Below are 17147 nucleotides of genomic sequence, written 5' to 3'. Positions count from 1 at the left end.
GTCCGACGCCGCCGTCAGCCCGCATGCCTCCGGCACCACTCGTACATGATCACCGCGGCGGCCGCGCTCGCGTTGATCGACCGGGTCGAGCCGTACTGCGTGATCTCGATGTGGGCGGATGCCGCGGCGAGCGCGGCATCCGAGAGACCCGGTCCCTCCTGACCGAACAGCAGCACGCAGCTCTGCGGCAGATCCGCGCGGTCGACGGGCACTGCGCCCTCGACGTTGTCGACGGCGACGATCGGCAGGCCTTCGGCGGTCGCCCAGGCGGTGAAGGCCTCGACGTCCTCATGGTGCACGACGTGCTGATAGCGGTCGGTGACCATGGCGCCCCGCTTGTTCCACCGGCGCCGGCCGATGATGTGCACGGTGTCGGCGAGGAACGCGTTGGCGCTGCGCACGATCGAGCCGATGTTCATGTCGTGCTGCCAGTTCTCGATGGCCACGTGGAACGGATGCCGCTTGGTGTCGAGGTCGGCGACGATCGCGTCCATCCGCCAGTAGCGGTAGCGATCGATCACGTTGCGCGTGTCTCCGACGGCCAGCAGCTCGGGGTCGTACTGCTCCCCCGCAGGCCACTCGACCTCGCCGCCGGGCCAGGGTCCGACCCCGTATCCGGGCTGGGCCGACGATCCGCCTGTCTCCGCTGCATCCGCGGGCGCCTGCTCATCCATCCAGCCAGGCTATCCGGCGCATCCGCAACAGAGATTTAGGTACGCCGAAATATCCGCTACGATTTCGGCATGCCGAAAAATGCTGTCGTCGAGAAGGGGCCGACGCCCACCCGCGCCACCGCGCCGCGCAGCCTCTGGCTCCTCGGACCCGCACTGGTCGCCGGTGTCGCGTATCTCGATCCGGGCAACGTGGCGAGCAACATGACCGCCGGCGCTCAGTACGGGTACCTGCTGGTCTGGGTCGTGGTGGCGGGCAACGTGATGGCCTGGCTGATCCAGTACCTGTCGGCGAAGCTCGGCGTCGTCACGGGGCAGAGCCTCCCCGAGGTTCTGGGTGCGCGCCTCACGAAGCCGTGGGCCCGTCGGGCCTACTGGCTGCAGGCCGAGCTCGTCGCGATGGCGACAGATCTGGCCGAGGTCATCGGCGGCGCGGTCGCCCTCTACCTGCTGTTCGACATCCCGCTGCTGCTCGGAGGGATCATCACCGGCGCCGTGTCGATGGTCCTGCTGACGGTGCAGAGCCGCCGCGGCGCTCGGCCCTTCGAGTTCGTGATCATCGGGCTCATGGTGATCATCGCGGTCGGCTTCGTCGCCGGGCTCTTCATCGCACCGCCGGATGCCGCGAGCATCGTCGGTGGCCTGGTGCCCCGTTTCGAGGGCACCGGATCGGTGCTCCTCGCCGCCTCCATCCTCGGCGCGACGATCATGCCGCACGCGATCTACGCGCACTCCTCGCTCACTCGCGATCGGTTCGGTGCCGCCGCGGCGCACGGGCCGACGGAGACTGCGCGAACCGAGACCTCGCGCATCCGTCGCCTGCTCACGGCGACCCGCTGGGACGTCTCGATCGCGATGGTGATCGCGGGCACCGTCAACCTCGGCATCCTGCTGCTCGCGGCCGCCAACCTGGCCGGTGTCGAGGGGACGGATTCGCTCGAAGGCGCCCATGCCGCGCTCGCCGCGGGACTCGGGCCTGTCGTCGCGACCTTCTTCGCGGTCGGGCTGCTGGCCTCCGGTCTCGCCTCGACATCCGTCGGTGCATACGCGGGAGCGGAGATCATGCACGGCCTGTTGCACGTGCGCATCCCGCTTCTCGCGCGTCGACTCGTGACCCTGATCCCCGCGCTGGTGATCCTCGGCATCGGCTTCGATCCCACGCTGGCGCTGGTGCTCAGCCAGGTCGTCCTCTCATTCGGCATCCCGTTCGCGCTGATCCCCCTCGTCGCGCTCACCGCGCAGCGTCGCACGCTCGGCGTCTGGGCGAATCGCACCTGGACGACGGCGGCGGGCATCGTGGCATCCGTTCTGCTCATCGCGCTCAATGGCGCCCTGCTCTGGTTGGTGCTGACGGGCGCCTGAGCGACCGGCCTCGCGCGCGCAGCACGACCCTTGCGCGCAGAACCGCCCCGAGCCGGCACGGGAAGAGTCGACTCGGGGCGGCGTCCTGTCACCGCGCCGTCAGCGAGAGCGGAGAGTCTCGGTCCACTGCGAGGTCGCGCCGTCGGCGATGCGCCATCCGGGCTCGGGGACGGCGACGACGGTCACTTCTCCCGTCACCTTCACCTTGCCGCCCCGCGCCTCGACCCTCTCGCCGTTCACGTAGTAGCTGATGCCTGTCACGTTCTTCGGCACCTTCACCTCGTCGCGGGAGGTGCCCGGCTTGTCGGTGAAGGTCGGAGCCTTCGGAGTCGTCGGCGCGGTCACCACCGGCACCTGCGACCAGTCGATGTCGCTCGCCAGGTAGTACGAGGTGTACGCGGGCTGGTTGTAGGTGGTCTGCTGACGCGCGGTCTCGGCCCGGTACTGCACGTCGTGCATCAGGGTCGTGAGCTTGTGCGCCGTCGGCTCGGTCGTCGTGAAGAACCGCAGCGCGCTCGAGTCCACGGTGCGCACGAGCAGCTCCTCACGCCAGTCCCCCAGCACATCGGCGACGAGCGACGGGTTGCCTTTCGTGCCGTTGTTCGTGAGCGTTCCGGTCGCGGTGACGAGCGTCCCGCGGGTCCAGTCGTCGATGGTCGGCGTCTGGGCGCCGCTGCCGTTCACGAGCTGCGTCGTCAGGTCGCCCGCCCAGCGGATCGACATGTTGGTGCCTGGCGTCTCCGGCTGCAGCACCTCGCCGGTCGCGCTCAGGAGTCCGCTGCCCTCGGTGCCGCCTGGCATGCTCGACCACACCTCGATACCCGGCACGTCGGGACGCACGTCGCCGATCATGGCGCGACCGGTGTCGCGACCCGAGTACGCCCCGAACAGGGACTCTCCCGTCGCGGCATCACGCATCACCGACCCGTACGGTGCGCTCGTCGCACCCTCGTGGGCCGTCCAGATCTCGAGGCCGGGGCGGCTGGGGTCGATATCGGTCACGTGCATGGCGTCGCCATGGCCCAGGCGCACGGTCGCCCCGGGATCGGCGCTGCCCTCGGGGAGCACGTCGAACGAGCTGTACAGCAGGCTGCCGTCGTCGTCGATCGTCGCCGATCCGTAGACGAGCTCCTGCTTACCGTCGGCATCCACGTCGGCGAAGCTCAGCGAGTGATCGCCCTGCGTCGTGATCGTGCCGAACTCGGGGTCGGTGCCGTCACGGCCGTGCGGGGAGTCGTTGAACGGGTTCGTCATCGGCACGTGGCCGCTGTCGACGCCCCACCGCTCCGTGAGGCGCTTGCCGTCCCAGTCGAAGGCCGTGACGGTCGTGCGCGTGTAGTACCCGCGAGCGAAGACGGCCGACGGATGCTGCCCGTCGAGGTACCCGACGCCGGCGAGGAAGCGGTCGACGCGGTTCGCCGGCTCGATGCGCGACATCGCGTAGTCACCCCACAGCAGTCCGTCGTCTCCTCGCTCGGTCGGATACGGGATGGTCTGCAGCTCCTTGCCGGTCGCGCTGTCGAAGACCGTGAGGTACTCGGGTCCGTCGACGATGAAGCCCTCGAACTCCCGCAGCAGGTTGCGCGCGCTGCGGCTGGGCGCGTACACGTCGATGAAGGTGGTCGCCAGTTCCTGCGCGGCCTCCGGCGAGAGCGGGTAGTCGTGCGTCACGGGCATGCCCCACGCCTCTTCGAGAGTGGCCGGCCACTGGCCCGACACGACCTCCTCGCGGTCACTCCACCCGAGGAACATCTCGACCAGACGCTGCTCGTAGTCCGCGGCACTCAGGCGGTAGTCGTCGTCGTTCGAGTACCCGGCCTTGCGGTCGTCCTTGGGGAGAGTGATGTACGACTCGCTCGCGACCGAGCCGTCGTCGGCATACTGCACCGACTTCGTGCCGGGCGCCGTCTTCAGCATGGTCTCGGACCGGCCGTCGCCGTCGAAGTCGTAGACGAGGAACTGCGTGTAGTGCGCTCCGGCGCGGATGTTCACGCCGAGGTCCAGGCGATTCAGCAGCGTTCCGTCGAGCTCGTAGGTGTCGAGATAGACCGGCCCGGTGTAGCCGCGCTGCGAGACGTCCTTCGAGTTCGAGGGGTCCCACTTCACGACGTACTCGTACTGCCCGTCGCCGTCGACGTCGCCGACCGAGACATCGTTCGCCGAGTAGGTGTAGGCCTCGCCCTTCGGCGTCACCCCGTCGGCCGGCTTCTGCAGGGGCAGGTCGTGGTGACCGTCGGCCCAGGCGGTGACGGATGCCGACGCGGATGCCGTCAGCTCGATGCCGCTCACGATCGGGACGACGGAGTACTCCGAGGTGGCGGAGCCGCCGGCATCCGCGTAGTTCGTGCTGTCGGTGACCGTGGCGACCTTGGCCCCGTCGCGATAGACGGCGAAGTCGGGGCCGGCGAGGCCGGTCTCGGTCGCGCCCGTCGTCTCGGTCGCAAGGAGTCGCCAGCTGAGGAAGACGCCCTCGGCGGTCGAGACGGCGACGAGTCCGCGGTCGAGCGACTCGAGTTGCGGTGCCGGGGTGCCGTGATCGTGGCGACCCGCGGCCGGGGCTGCGGGTGACGCCGCTGCCGCGCTCTGCGCACCACCCGCGACGAGGCAGCCGGCGGCGGCCAGCGCCACGACGGCGCGGAATGATCGGTGTCGGATGTTCATCATCGAAATCCATCTCTGGGCCTGCAGCCCGCTCGGATAGCGTTTTCCCGTGCCCGGTCGAAGCTACCCGCCGCGCTCCTCTCGCGTCAAGGAATCGGGCCCGATTGACACGATTCACAGCGTCCACGGCGCCCTCGCCAGGCGATTAGGCTCGAAGGATGTCTGCCGAACCCGCGCGCCGCACCGTCCGCATCCTCACGTGGACCGGCATCGCGACCGGCGTGATCGGAGGCCTCCTCGTCGCCTTCCCGACCGCGCTTCCGTTCGGCGGCCCGTGGGTGCAGCTCGTGCTGGGCATCGCGACGCTGGTGCTGGCCTTCCGCGCCCGCAAGATCGGCATCGCCGAGATCGAGGGGTTCGACGGCCGCCTCTCGCTCTTCGCCGCTCTGCTCGGCTTCCTCATCGTGTTCTTCGCCGGCCAGGTCGCCTTCGGCATCCTCGTCGACGTCGCGAACCCCTGATCTAGGCTGGACGAGTGGCATCCCCCGCAGCAGACGACTACCTGAAGACCGTCTACGCGCACACCGAGTGGCAGGACGCGCCGATCACCCCGTCGGTGCTCGCGGCGAAGCTCGGCATCGCTCCGTCTTCGGTGACCGAGATGGTCAAGAAGCTCGCCGCCGCGGGCCTCGTCTCGCACGTGCCCTACGGTGCGGTTCGGCTGACCGATGCCGGCACGCAGCGCGCCCTGGCCATGGTGCGACGCCACCGCCTGATCGAGACCTGGCTGGTGCAGGAGTTCGGCTACGGCTGGGACGAGGTGCACGACGAGGCCGAAGTGCTCGAGCACACGATCAGCGACCGCCTTCTCGAGGGGATCGACGCACGCCTCGGCCGGCCACGATTCGACCCGCACGGCGACGCGATCCCGGATGCCGCGGGCGTCGTCGAACGCGAGCCCTTCATCCTTCTCGCCGACGCGCCGGTGGGCCACGTCGGCCGCGTGCTGCGTGTCGACGACCGCGACCCCGAGCTGCTGCGCGCCCTCGAGGCGGCTGGCGTCGCCGTCGCGGCGAGCATCACGACCACGGACCGGGGCATCGAGCTCGACGGCGTCGAGACGACGCTTCCTGACGGCGCCGCAGAGGTGGTCTGGCTCAGCGCCTGACAGCCTCACCACAACCTGACACCTGCCCGTAATCGCCGCCCCATAAGCTGTGCTCATGGCACACCGCGACAACATCGAATGCTGGCTGACCGACATGGACGGCGTGCTCGTGCATGAGAACGACGCCATTCCCGGCGCGTCCGAGCTGCTCGCCGGGTGGGAGCAGAACGACATCCCGTACCTCGTGCTGACGAACAACTCGATCTTCACGGCGCGAGACCTGTCGGCCCGCCTCCGCGCCAGCGGACTCGTCGTGCCCGAGGAGCGGATCTGGACCTCGGCGCTGGCCACCGCGGACTTCCTCGCGCAGCAGCTGCCGGGCGGTTCAGCCTTCGTGATCGGCGAGGCGGGCATCCTCACGGCCCTGCACGAGGCCGGGTTCATCATGACCGAGACGAATCCCGACTTCGTGGTCGTCGGCGAGACTCGCAACTACTCGTTCGAGGCGATCACCAAGGCGATCCGACTCATCATCAAGGGCGCGCGCTTCATCGTGACGAACCCCGATGCGACGGGCCCCTCGGCCGACGGAGTCATGCCGGCGACCGGCGCGATCGCGGCGCTCATCACCAAGGCGACGGGCAAGGAGCCGTATGTCGTCGGCAAGCCGAATCCGATGATGTTCCGCTCGGCGCTCAACAAGATCGGCGCGCACTCGAAGAAGACCGGCATGATCGGCGACCGGATGGACACCGACATCATCGCCGGCATCGAGGCGGGGCTGCACACCGTGCTCGTGATGACCGGCATCAGCGACGAGGCCGAGGTCGAGAAGTATCCGTTCCGGCCAGACGAGATCGTCGACTCGGTCGCCGACCTGCTGCCCACCGTCACCGAGTCGATTCCGACGCTCGACGAGGACTGACGTGGGCGCGCTCGACGAAGGAGAGCGGGTCGTCGCAGCGGATGCGTCCGCGTGGCGCGCCTGGCTCGAGGAGCATCATGAGCGCATCGCGGGAGTCTGGCTGCTGAGCGTTCGCGGCAACCGGGCCGGAGGTGTCGGATACGACGATGCCGTGCGTCAGGCTCTGTGCTTCGGATGGATCGACGGTCCGGTGCGCACCTTCGACGACCAGACGGTGGGCCAGTGGTTCTCACCCCGACGACGCGGCAGCGGATGGGCAGCGACGAACAAGGCGAGACTGATCGACCTCGAGGCCGCCGGACAGCTCGCACCGGCCGGCATCCGCGTACTCGAGTCCGCGAAGGCGGACGGGTCGTGGACCTTGCTCGACGGCCCGGAAGCCGGGATCGAGCCGCCCGAACTGACGGAGGCGCTGGATGCCCTGCCCGCCGCGCGGGCCCACTGGGACGCCTTTCCGAAGTCGGTCAAGAAGTTCGGCCTGACGCACATCGCGATGGCGAAGCGTGCCGAGACGCGGTCCGCTCGGATCGCCAAGATCGTGGCGGATGCCGCGGAGGGGAAACGCCCATGAACCAGTCCGACCTGCTGTTCCTGGTGATCTTCCTGATCCTCCTCAGCACGCTGACCGTGTGGGTGGTGCAGTTCTTCCGCTCACGACGTCGTGGAGGCGGCGGGGGCGATGGGCGCGCCGGCTGGTGGGAAGGCCCCTGGGACGACGACGACCGCAAGCACTGAGCGCCCCGATCCCTCGATCAGCGCAGCGTCAGGCTGCGCACTCTATCCACGGGCTCCGGCATCCGCAGCGGACCCGCACCGGGTGTGATGGTGCCGAGGATTCGGGCTTCCCGCGCTCCGGTGCCGCCGGGCGTCACGGCCGCGACGCCATGCAACGTGCACCATCCGATCAGCGCGAACAGGATCGCCTCCTTGCTGTCGACCGGGGCGCCGAGCTCGTCGGCGAGCACCACCTCGATGTCGGGGAGCGCCTCACGCAGCCCCTGCATGATGAGCGGGTTGTGGCACCCGCCACCCGAGACAGCCAGGAAGCGGATGCCGGCGGTGCGGATGTCGTGTGCGACGGTGCGGACCGTGAGCTCGGTGAGCGTGCGGATCAGGTCGGCCGGCGCGATGCCGGGTCGCATGCGGTCGACGTGCGCACGCACATAGTCGAGGTGAAAATGCTCCTTGCCCGTGCTCTTGGGCGCGGGCAGGGCGTAGTACGGGTCGGCGAGCAGCTCGGCGAGCAGCACGTCGTCGACGGTGCCGGTGCGAGCGATCGCGGCATCCGCGTCGTAGCCTCGGTCGTTCAGCCCCTCGGCGACGACCACCGCGTCGACCAGTGCATTCGCCGGGCCGATGTCGTAGGCCGACAGACCGTCGGGACCGACCACGGTCACGTTCGCGATGCCGCCGAGGTTCACCGCCGCCGAGACTCCCGCCCGACCGCGCAGCAGCAGCTCATCGAGGAACGACACGAGCGGTGCACCGTGGCCGCCCGCAGTGATGTCACGGATGCGCACGTCCGACACCACGGGTGCGCCGACCCGCTCGGCGATCCACGCCGGCTGCCCGATCTGCAGGGTGCCGAGCGCGTGGCCGTCGGCGACCCAGTGGAAGACGGTCTGGCCGTGCGTGCACACGGCATCCACGCCCCCGACGACGTCGGATGCCGTGGCGGCGACCTCGGCGAAGGCCTGGCCGATCAGGGTGTCGAGCTCGCAGACCTCGGCGAACGTCGTGGGCGCCGGAGGCAGCGCCGCGACGAGTCGGGCCCGCAGGTCGGGGGCGTACGGCACGCTGTCTTCGTGCAGCACCGTGCCGCGCAGCGCTCCGTCGCTCTCTGCGAAGTCCACGACCGTGACGTCGATGCCGTCGTGTGAGGTGCCCGAGAGCAGTCCGAGTACGCGCATGCGTGTTCCTTCCGTCGCCTGCTACGAGCGTAGGCCGGTTTTGTTAGGGGGGCGAATGGAAAGCATCGATCTTTTCTGCACGATCATCGTCTGGACCTCGTTCTCCCCCGTGCCCGAAGGATGACCCGCACCGCCGACGGCCCCGGTCGTCGCCCGCGTAGCATTCTGCGAGACCCCACCCGCCACCCCCAGAATGGGAGCATGTTCGTGTCCGCCGAGATCATCACGATCGTCATCAGCGCCGTCGGCCTCCTGCTGGCTCTGGGCGGCACCATGTTCGCGGGCTTCGCCTGGTGCATCCGCCGATCCGACTCCCTCCGCACCGATCTCGTCGGCGTCGAGACGTCGCTCGGTACGCGTATCGACGGAGTGGAACAGAGGCTCACGGCACGCATCGACGGCGTCGAAGAGAAACTCACCGCACGCATCGACGGAGTCGAACAGAGGCTCACGGCACGCATCGACGGCGTCGAAGAGAAACTCACAGCACGCATCGACGGAATCGCCGCCGACGTCACCGAACTCAAGGTCGCGGTGGCCCGACTCGAAGGGCCGCAGCGTCACCTGATCGTCGCGGGGCGCTGATTCCCCGGTGACCGACAGGTCAGCGTAGGACGAGCGCCGCGGCGCCGATGAGCGGCCCCTCGTCGCCGAGTCCCGAGCGCACGACCCGGGTACGCCGCGAGTACTCGTGCGCGGCACTGGCCGTGAGCGCCTGCTGCACGAGGTCGATGTAGTCGGCGGACACGCGAGAGAACCCGCCGCCGATCGCGACCATGTCGAGGTCGACGAGGGTCGCGGCATCCGCGAGCGCTTCTCCGACCGCCTTCGCCGACCGCTCGATGGCCGCGCGGGCGACGGCGTCACCCGCGGCGGCATCCCGAGCCAGATCCTCGCCGGTGGCTCCGGTCCAGCCCTGTTGCTGAGCCCAGGCGGCGCTCGCGGGCCCCGAGGCGATCTCCTCGAGGGTGAGCCCGCCTTCGCGACGCACCTGTCCGAGATGCCCGGCGTTGCCGGTGGCTCCGGGAATGTACGCGCCGTTGACGACGAACCCTCCGCCGACGCCGGTCGAGACGACGATCGACAGCGAGGCACCGGCATCCTGCGTGGCACCGAGCCAGGATTCCGCCAGGGCGAGCGCGCCACCGTCATGGCCGAGGACGGTCGGAACCTCGCGGCCGAGCGCAGCGGATGCCGCCGAGCGCACCGACTCCGCAAGACCGAAGCCCCGCGCGAGCGGCATGTTCACCGGCATGATCGCTCCGGCGGCACGGTCGATGGGTCCGGCGCTTCCGGCACCGGCGCCCACGAGGTCGGCATCCGCCGGCACAGCGGCCAAAGCGTGGGTCACGATCGAGATCACCGCGTCGTTCAGCGACTCGAGCGTCGCCTGGCGCCCGGTCGCCTGTCGCGAGCGGCTGCCGCCGACGAGCACACCGTGCTCGTCCACGAGCGCGGCCTCCATCTTCGTGCCGCCGACGTCGACGGCCAGCGCGTAGCGGGTCACTGGGGGTCGAGTCCGAGGTCGTCGAGGTCGAAGGCGGCACGCCATTCGAGGCCCTCGGCTTCGATCGCGGCCTGGGCGCCCGTCTTGCGGTCGACGATCACGGCGACGGCGACGATCTCGGCCCCTTCCTTGCGCAGCGCCTCGACGGCCTTGAGCGCGGACTGCCCGGTGGTCGAGGTGTCTTCGAGCACGACGACGCGCTTGCCGGCGACGTCTGCACCCTCGATCTGGCGACCGCGGCCGTGGTCCTTCGGCTCCTTGCGCACGACGAACGCGTCGAGCGGCTTGTCGGCGGCGACCGAGGCGTGCAGCACCGAGTTCGCGATGGGGTCGGCGCCGAGGGTCAGGCCGCCGACCGCCACGACGTCGAGGTCGCCGATGAGGTCGAGCATGATGCGACCGATCGCCGGTGCCGCGCGGTGGTCGAGCGTGAGCTTGCGCATGTCGACGTAGTACGTCGCCTTCTTGCCGCTCGAGAGCGTGAAGTCTCCGTGGAACACCGCCTCGTCCTTGATCAGGTCGAGAAGGGTCTGGCGGTCTGCGTCGAGTGCGGTCACGGCATCCAGTGTAGGAGGCAAGGCCTAGGCTTGACGCATGCGCTTGGCTACCTGGAACGTCAACTCCATCCGCACCCGTGTCACCCGCACCGTCGAGTTCGCCGTCCGAGAGGACATCGACGTGCTGGCGATGCAGGAGATCAAGTGCAAACCCGAGCAGTTCCCCTACGGGCCGTTCGAAGAGGCCGGCTACCACGTCGAGGTCCACGGCCTGAATCAATGGAACGGCGTCGCGATCGCCAGCCGCCTGCCGATCACCGACGTCCGCACGTCTTTCGACGGCATGCCGGGCTTCGCCAAGGGACACGAGGGACCGGATGCACCGCTCGAAGCACGTGCGCTCGGCGTGCTCGTCGACGGTGTGCGCGTGTGGAGCCTGTACGTGCCGAACGGCCGCTCGCTCGACGACCCGCACTACGCCTACAAGCTGCACTGGCTCGAGGAGTTGAAGAAGTCCACGGCGGCAGAGCTCTCGGCGAACCCCGAACTGCCGCTCGCTCTGGTGGGCGACTTCAACATCATCCCGTTCGACGCCGACAACGGCGACCCCGACATCGTCGAGGGCGTCTCGACGCACGTCTCGCCGCAGGAGCGTCAGGCCTTCTTCGCGCTCGCCGACGCGGGTCTGACCGATGTCGTCCGCCCACTGCTCCCCGAGGGCTACACCTACTGGGACTACCAGCGTCTGAAGTTCCCTCGCAACGAGGGCATCCGCATCGACTTCATCCTCGGCTCGAAGACACTCGCCGAGGCGGTCACCGGAGCGTCGATCCACCGCGAAGAGCGCAAGGGCGAGCAGCCCAGTGACCACGTTCCCGTGGTCGTCGAGTTCGACCTCGGCGGGGCCGAGGAAGACGACGACCTGCCGATGATCTTCTCCTGAGACTGTGACCGTCCGCCTGATCGCGACCGATCTCGACGGGACACTGCTCGACTCCTCGGCATCGGTCACGCGGCGCACCCGCGCGGCCCTCGACGCGGCGCGCGCCCGTGGCATCCACGTCGTCCCGGTGACCGCTCGCCAGCCGATAGGTCTACGCGCGCTCGCGGACGGCGCGGGCTTCGACGGCTGGGCGCTGTGCAGCAACGGCGCCTACGCGACGCATCTCGTCGATGGACGGATGCTGTTCGCGGAAGAGCTTCCGGCAGAGACGATCCGCACCCTGGCCGAGGCGCTGCGCGCCAGCATCCCCGGACTGCTGTTCGCGAGCGTGCGTGAGGGCGGCGAGACGTTCGTCGCGCAGCACGGCTATGCCGAGATCGCCGATCTCTCTGACCACAAGCGCGATCCACGCACGATGGGCGGCGTCGAACTCGATCATGTGCTGGCCGCACCCAGCCTCAAGCTCGTGATCCGGCACCCAGAACTCGCCCCGACGGCGTTGTTCGACGCGCTGCGCGACCTCGGGCTGACCGGTTTCGAGGCGACGCTCTCAGGCGCCCCGTTCGTCGAGGTCATGGCCGAGGGCGTGACCAAAGCCACCGGGCTCGCGCGCCTCTGCGAGCACCTCGAGATCGACCGCCGCGATGTGATCGCTTTCGGCGACGCCCTCAACGACGTCGAGATGCTGCGCTGGGCCGGCCACGGTGTGGCGATGGCCGGCGCGACGGACGTCGTGCAGGACGCCGCGGATGAGACGACCACCTCGAACGACGACGACGGGGTGGCGAGGGTGATCGAGCGGGTGCTCGGCGCCCGCTGAGCAGGACAGTGAGAACCCGGCCCCTTCCGCAGAAGTCACCGGGTCCTCGTCGCCAACGCCGTCAGCTGCGCACGCGCCGACGACGCACGAGCAACAGGCCGGCGAACAGCAGGCCGGCCGCCATCATCGACGCGAACGCGGGCACATCGGCACCGGTGTTCGCCAGCGTGTCGCCACGAGCCGCGACCGCGCCCGCACCCGCACCCGCTGCCGCCGTGGTCGGAACCGCCGCGATCGGTGCTTCGGGGGCCGGTGCCTGGGTCACCTGCAGAGCGACGCCCGCCACCACCTCCGACTGCGCGTTCAGCGCCACGAGCGTGTGCGCTCCCGGAGGCGTGTTCGCGGGAATACGGAAAGTACCGGTGAGCGCGCCGTTCGCGTCGGCGGTCAGGGTTCCCAGAGCCACCGGAGTCGAGCGCAACTCGAACGCGATCGTCGCGCCAGGGGTGAACCCGGTACCCGAGACGTCGATGTCACCGCCGGCGCGGGTGGACGCGATCGAGACCGTCAGCTCGGGCTCCGGTTCGGGCTCGGGTTCCGGTTCAGTGATCGGCACAAGAGTGAAGTCGATGCCGTCCACTGTCGTGGAGGCGACTGCCGTGACGGGGGTCGCGAGCTCCGCCGTCTCGACGCCGTCGTAGAACTGGGGCCTCGCCGTCGTCGGGCTGTCGTTGTAGAAGATCGCAGATGCCTTGAGGATGTACGTCCCGGCAGGGATGTTGAGTGTGTACGCCCCGGTCTGCCGATCGGCGATCACATACCCGACACGTTCGCTGCCGTCCCACGCTTCGACGAGCATCTCCCGGTCTTCCGAGCTCGCCATCGTGACCGTGCCGGCGATGGTCGCCGCTGCATCGAGCTGTGCGTCGACACCCGTGACGTCGTCGCCGGCCGCGACCACCACAGAGGTGGCGTCCTCGGGGACGGCGGCGTCGTCCCAATACTCGTCGAGCAGGCCGGAATCGAAGGCGTCGAAACTCACCAGGTAGGTCCCCGGCGCGACGGCGACGCGAAAACTGCCGTCACTGCCGACGAATGCGAACCGCATGTCTCGGTCGATGCCGCTGACCGTGACAGAAGCGTTGACGGGAGAACCGTCGGCGGTCTTCGTCACGGTGCCGCTGATGTAACCGACGCGTTCGAGTGCGGCATCCACATTCGTCACCGTCTGCTTCTCGACGATCGTGATGAGCGTCGCGGCGTCCCAGCCGTATGCGTCGTCCCAGAACTCCCACGCCAGGTCGGGGTCAGGCGACCCGAAATACAGGCGGTAGGAGCCGCCAGGAAGACCGCCGAGGTGGTACTCGCCGGACGCGTCGGCCTGGGTCGATGCGACGATCTCGTTGTTGTCCGAGAGTGCCGAGACAGTGGCGCCCGCGACCGCTGAGCCGTCCTGCGCCCGGGTGACGATGCCCTCGATGGCGCCGCCGGTGCTCAGCGACGCGTCGATGTCGGCGACCGACGCACCGCCGGCTATGACGACAGGAGTGGCGGCCGAGAAATCTGTGACTCCATCCCAGTGCTCGCGCATGAGATCCGTCCCGCCTCCGGCCCAGAACGACACGACGTAGGAGTCGTCCGCGAGTCCACGAAGGGTGTAGTCGCCGTTCTCGTCCGTGAGGGCCGTCGGTGTCACCCACGCGTGCCCGCTCACCGACACGCTCACGCCGGAGATCGGAGCCCCGTTGTCTTCGCGTGTCACGGTGCCGCTGATCGTTCCGGTGCCCTGAGGCGCCGGCGGCGGTGGCGGGAACAGTGCCGGAGGCGGCATCAGTGCAGGGGCGAGTGCTGGCGCAGGTGCGAGTGCAGGCGCGTCCTCGACGACCGCCGGCGCGGGTGCGGCGTCACTGAGTGTTGCATCGGCGGCGGCACTCTCGAGCGGGTCGGCGTCGAGATCGAGCGGGGCTGCTGCGATGTCGTCGGTCGTCGCGATCACCTCGCCTGTGGTCGCCCCGGGATCGATCGTCGGATCGCCCTCCACAGCTCCCGCTGCGGTCGCTCCCCCGAGTGCGAGTGCGATCGCCGCCACCCCACCCAGAACTGCATGAATCAGAGCGCGTCGTTGCGCCATAGCTCCACCCTCCGACGGAAGTCGAGCACGCCGTGAACGGACCCTGCGCCGGACCTCGGAACCGCGGCCGTTCCGGCCGCGTTGAGTTGAAGCTATCGGATCGCCACGCAGGAGGGAAGAAGCGGGCGATATACCGTTTCAGTCCTCGAAGGTGCCGACCTCGGGCACCCGATCCGTCCGTCCGTAGCGCAGCAGCATCACTCCGCTGTCGTCGGCGACCGGCGGCTCGAGCAGTCGCAGCACCGCCGGCTCGGCGCCGTCGTCGAAGACCTTCTTGCCCGTGCCCAGAAGGATCGGATAGACCCACAGGTTGAGCTCGTCGAACAAACCCTCGGCCAGCAGCGAGTGCGCGAGGTCCATGCTGCCGATCACGTGCACCTGGTCGTGTCGCTCGCGCATCGCGGCGATCTCCGCGGCGAGATCGTCACCGACGCGCTCGCTGCCCTTCCATGACAGATCGAGGTCGGCATCCCGTGTCGCCACATACTTCGGGACCCGATCGAAGAGCCTGCCGATCTCCCCCGACGGACCGTCGGTGTGATGCGGCCAGTACGCGGCGAAGATGTCGTACGTGCGGCGCCCGAGCAGCAGCGCATCGAGTCCCTGCATCCCCCGCTGCACCTGGGGCCCCATCCCCGACGACGGATACCCTGCCTGCCAACCGCTGAACTCGAAGCCTCCGGACGGATCCTCGTCGATGCCGCCCGGCCCTTGCGCGACGCCGTCGAGGGTCATGAAGAGGTCGATCAGAATGCGTCCGGTCATCAGAGTGCTCCTTCGCACGAGAGGGCGGCGATGTTCACAGTATGCGCTCGTTCTGCTCGGCGGGTGCCGGCACCTCCGCGCCCCAGCGGCCGAGAGCCTCGATCGCCTCCCGCAATGCGACGCCTCGCTCGGTGAGGGCATAGGCGCGCGTGTTGTGCCGCAGGGGCAGTCGCCGCAGCACTCCGGCCGCTTCGAGCTCGCGCAGACGTGTCGCGAGGATGTTCGTCGGAGCTCCGAGCTCACGCTGCAGATCGCCGTATCTCTGCGGCCCGTCGAGCAGCTTCTCGACGATGAGAAGGGCCCAGCGGGCACCGACGACGTCGAGGGCTGCGGCGAGGTCGCTCACGCGCCCGGATCGGCGTCCGGCTTCATCCAGAACGGCGAGTAGTGATAGCCGTCCGGATCGTCGAACTGGCGCTGATACATGAAGGGGTAGTCGTCGGTGTCGCCGATCCGACCGCCGGCGGCAGCCGCGCGGTCGACGAGCTCGTCGACCGCCTCACGACTGTCGAGGTCGAACGAGACAGTGACCTTCGAGGGGGTGTCAGGGCCGCCGATCACGTCTTCCGTGCCGCCGACGCTCGCATACATCTCGCGGCTGCCGAGCATCACGTACTGCTCGGGCGCGATCATGAAGCACGACACATTGTGATCGGACATCTCGGCGTTGAGGGTCCAGCCGAGAGCGGTGTAGAACGCGGTGGCCCGGTCGACGCTCTCGACGGGGCAGGTGATGAAGAGGCTCATGCGGCAACACTTGCAAAATACAAGTGACGCGTCAAGAGCTTCTGCGGTCCCGCCGCAATCCCACCAGCGCGAGCACTCCGGCCCCGGCCGTGAGCGCGGCCACCGCCGCGAGACCGACGCCGGGGACGGATGCCGTCGCCACGGCGCCCGCCACGAGAGGACCACCCGCATCTCCCAGCTCGCGCCCGAGTTCGGCGCTGCCCATCGTGCGGCCCATCCGCTCCGGCGGGGTCGATGCGGCCAGGTGCGAGAACGCGATCGGCGTCGCGACCCCGACGCCGATGCCGACCAGCAGCGCGGTGACGACGAGCGCGGCCGGAGTCTGCGTGACCGCGGCGAGCGCGATGCCGGCCGCGATCAGCGCCAGGCCGCCGACGGCGCCTGTGCGCACCGAGATGCGCCCGCGGTCATGCGCGGCGCCCACGAACGGCTGAGCCACGCTCGACGCGATCGCGAGCACGGTCACGATGGCCATGCTCCAGACGGTGTCGAGCCCGGCCTGCCGCCCGAGCAGCGGGAGGAATCCGACGGCGACCGCCAGGGCGCCGGTCGTCGCCGCCAGCACCAGGGTCGGGACGAGGAATCCGGGCGCGATCAGCTCTCGACCGAGATCGACGAGCGTGACTCGCTTGCGGGGCAGCACGGCGACCCGTGGCACCGCTGCAGCGACCCACAGTGCAGCGCCGAGACCGAGCACGGCGAGTGCCCAGAACAGCGCGGGCAGGCCGCCCCAGACCACGAGCACGGCGCCGATCAGCGGACCGAGCGCGTAGCCGAGACTCTTCCACGAGCCGTAGCGACCGAAGTACTTCCCGCGGGTGGCATCGTCGGTGAGCCGGGCGACGGCAGCCGACGACGACGGCGAGAAGGCTGATGCCGCCGCACCCTGCCCGAATCGACCGATGACGAGTCCGAGCATGCCGGGAACCACGGCGCCGACGACCGAGAACGCCGAGAACGCGAGGAGGCCGCCGATGATGACAGGGCGCACGCCCACCCGGTCGCTCAGCGCGCCGAACAGCGGCTTGAGCAGCACCTCGGCGAGGTCGTAGAGCGCGAGGGTGAGCCCGAACGCGAGCAGCGTCCACCCGATGTCCTCGGTCTCCGCGCCCAGCGCCGCCGCGATGCCGTGGGCCCCGAAAGCGGTGGTGAATCCGGCGAGGTAGAGCGGGGCGAGGCGGGGCTTCGCGGTGTGCGGAGTCGAGGTCACGCTCGATTCT

Annotated in this window: 19 protein-coding genes; 9 read left to right on the top strand and 10 right to left on the bottom strand. The window is 69.3% G+C overall.

Translation table 11 applies throughout. From position 1 onward, the window contains the following. Window positions 1–14: 14 nt before the first annotated feature. Window positions 15–674 carry a TrmH family RNA methyltransferase gene (locus LQZ85_RS14075; protein ID WP_053098015.1) on the bottom strand — a complete coding sequence of 220 codons (660 nt, stop codon included), beginning with the start codon at window positions 672–674 and terminating at the stop codon, window positions 15–17. Between the two features lie 69 nt (window positions 675–743). On the opposite strand from LQZ85_RS14075, the gene LQZ85_RS14070 reads away from it, so the two are divergent. Then, window positions 744–2033: an Nramp family divalent metal transporter gene (locus tag LQZ85_RS14070; RefSeq protein ID WP_056280409.1), complete on the top strand. Its 1290-nt coding sequence runs from the start codon at window positions 744–746 to the stop codon at window positions 2031–2033. A gap of 99 nt (window positions 2034–2132) precedes the next feature. Here the strand turns inward: LQZ85_RS14070 and LQZ85_RS14065 are convergent, their stop codons facing one another. Beyond that, window positions 2133–4697, bottom strand: a complete 2565-nt coding sequence (locus tag LQZ85_RS14065; protein ID WP_230101045.1) for a rhamnogalacturonan lyase — start codon at window positions 4695–4697, stop codon at window positions 2133–2135. Window positions 4698–4852: 155 nt separating this feature from the next. Here LQZ85_RS14065 and LQZ85_RS14060 point away from each other — a divergent pair, with 155 nt between their 5' ends. Genes LQZ85_RS14060 through LQZ85_RS14040 form a run of 5 tightly spaced genes read left to right on the top strand, consistent with a single transcriptional unit; the run spans window position 4853 to window position 7402 of the window. Continuing rightward, entirely contained in the window at window positions 4853–5155 is a 303-nt protein-coding gene (locus tag LQZ85_RS14060; protein WP_230101044.1) for a hypothetical protein, read from the top strand. Window positions 5156–5169: 14 nt separating this feature from the next. Then, window positions 5170–5802: a metal-dependent transcriptional regulator gene (locus LQZ85_RS14055; protein ID WP_230101043.1), complete on the top strand. Its 633-nt coding sequence runs from the start codon at window positions 5170–5172 to the stop codon at window positions 5800–5802. A gap of 55 nt (window positions 5803–5857) precedes the next feature. Then, window positions 5858–6667, top strand: coding sequence for an HAD-IIA family hydrolase (locus LQZ85_RS14050; protein WP_053098019.1), 810 nt, complete (start codon window positions 5858–5860; stop codon window positions 6665–6667). Between the two features lies 1 nt (window position 6668). Continuing rightward, window positions 6669–7238 carry a YdeI/OmpD-associated family protein gene (locus LQZ85_RS14045; protein ID WP_053098020.1) on the top strand — a complete coding sequence of 190 codons (570 nt, stop codon included), beginning with the start codon at window positions 6669–6671 and terminating at the stop codon, window positions 7236–7238. After that, the gene (locus tag LQZ85_RS14040; protein ID WP_230101042.1) at window positions 7235–7402 is read left to right on the top strand and encodes a hypothetical protein; all 168 of its coding nucleotides are present in this window, start codon (window positions 7235–7237) and stop codon (window positions 7400–7402) included. The genes LQZ85_RS14045 and LQZ85_RS14040 overlap by 4 nt, the downstream gene beginning before the upstream one ends. A gap of 17 nt (window positions 7403–7419) precedes the next feature. On the opposite strand, the gene LQZ85_RS14035 is transcribed toward LQZ85_RS14040, so the two are convergent. Next, window positions 7420–8577 (bottom strand): anhydro-N-acetylmuramic acid kinase, encoded by a 1158-nt coding sequence (locus tag LQZ85_RS14035; protein WP_072592020.1) that lies wholly within the window; start codon window positions 8575–8577, stop codon window positions 7420–7422. Window positions 8578–8778: 201 nt separating this feature from the next. On the opposite strand from LQZ85_RS14035, the gene LQZ85_RS14030 reads away from it, so the two are divergent. Then, complete coding sequence (locus LQZ85_RS14030; protein WP_230101041.1) at window positions 8779–9162, top strand: apolipoprotein A1/A4/E family protein; 384 nt, start codon at window positions 8779–8781, stop codon at window positions 9160–9162. 19 nt (window positions 9163–9181) lie between these two features. Here the strand turns inward: LQZ85_RS14030 and LQZ85_RS14025 are convergent, their stop codons facing one another. Together LQZ85_RS14025 and pyrE are read right to left on the bottom strand one after the other, a co-directional pair. Then, window positions 9182–10084 (bottom strand): ROK family protein, encoded by a 903-nt coding sequence (locus LQZ85_RS14025; protein WP_056280396.1) that lies wholly within the window; start codon window positions 10082–10084, stop codon window positions 9182–9184. After that, window positions 10081–10641 (bottom strand): orotate phosphoribosyltransferase, encoded by a 561-nt coding sequence (gene pyrE, locus LQZ85_RS14020; protein ID WP_053098023.1) that lies wholly within the window; start codon window positions 10639–10641, stop codon window positions 10081–10083. The genes LQZ85_RS14025 and pyrE overlap by 4 nt, the downstream gene beginning before the upstream one ends. A gap of 37 nt (window positions 10642–10678) precedes the next feature. On the opposite strand from pyrE, the gene LQZ85_RS14015 reads away from it, so the two are divergent. Continuing rightward, complete coding sequence (locus LQZ85_RS14015; RefSeq protein WP_230101040.1) at window positions 10679–11524, top strand: exodeoxyribonuclease III; 846 nt, start codon at window positions 10679–10681, stop codon at window positions 11522–11524. Between the two features lie 4 nt (window positions 11525–11528). After that, entirely contained in the window at window positions 11529–12344 is an 816-nt protein-coding gene (locus LQZ85_RS14010; protein WP_230101039.1) for an HAD family hydrolase, read from the top strand. Between the two features lie 61 nt (window positions 12345–12405). Here the strand turns inward: LQZ85_RS14010 and LQZ85_RS14005 are convergent, their stop codons facing one another. The 5 genes from LQZ85_RS14005 to LQZ85_RS13985 form a co-directional block, all read right to left on the bottom strand. Beyond that, on the bottom strand, window positions 12406–14415 hold the full coding sequence (locus LQZ85_RS14005; RefSeq protein WP_230101038.1) for a carboxypeptidase regulatory-like domain-containing protein: 2010 nt from the start codon (window positions 14413–14415) through the stop codon (window positions 12406–12408). A gap of 138 nt (window positions 14416–14553) precedes the next feature. Further along, a complete protein-coding gene (locus tag LQZ85_RS14000) occupies window positions 14554–15180 on the bottom strand; it encodes a dihydrofolate reductase family protein (protein ID WP_230101037.1) in 627 nt (208 codons plus the stop codon). A gap of 34 nt (window positions 15181–15214) precedes the next feature. Next, complete coding sequence (locus LQZ85_RS13995) at window positions 15215–15526, bottom strand: helix-turn-helix domain-containing protein (RefSeq protein WP_056280383.1); 312 nt, start codon at window positions 15524–15526, stop codon at window positions 15215–15217. Next, window positions 15523–15927, bottom strand: a complete 405-nt coding sequence (locus tag LQZ85_RS13990; protein WP_053098028.1) for a VOC family protein — start codon at window positions 15925–15927, stop codon at window positions 15523–15525. Before LQZ85_RS13990 ends, LQZ85_RS13995 begins: the two co-directional genes overlap by 4 nt. Window positions 15928–15958: 31 nt before the next feature. Continuing rightward, on the bottom strand, window positions 15959–17137 hold the full coding sequence (locus LQZ85_RS13985) for an MFS transporter (protein WP_230101036.1): 1179 nt from the start codon (window positions 17135–17137) through the stop codon (window positions 15959–15961). Window positions 17138–17147 lie beyond the last annotated feature (10 nt).

The organism is Microbacterium sp. Bi98 (assembly GCF_918698045.1).
Taxonomy (GTDB): domain Bacteria; phylum Actinomycetota; class Actinomycetes; order Actinomycetales; family Microbacteriaceae; genus Microbacterium.
The sequence above is the reverse complement of the archived record's forward strand: the minus strand, read 5'-3'. Positions and strand labels throughout refer to the sequence as shown.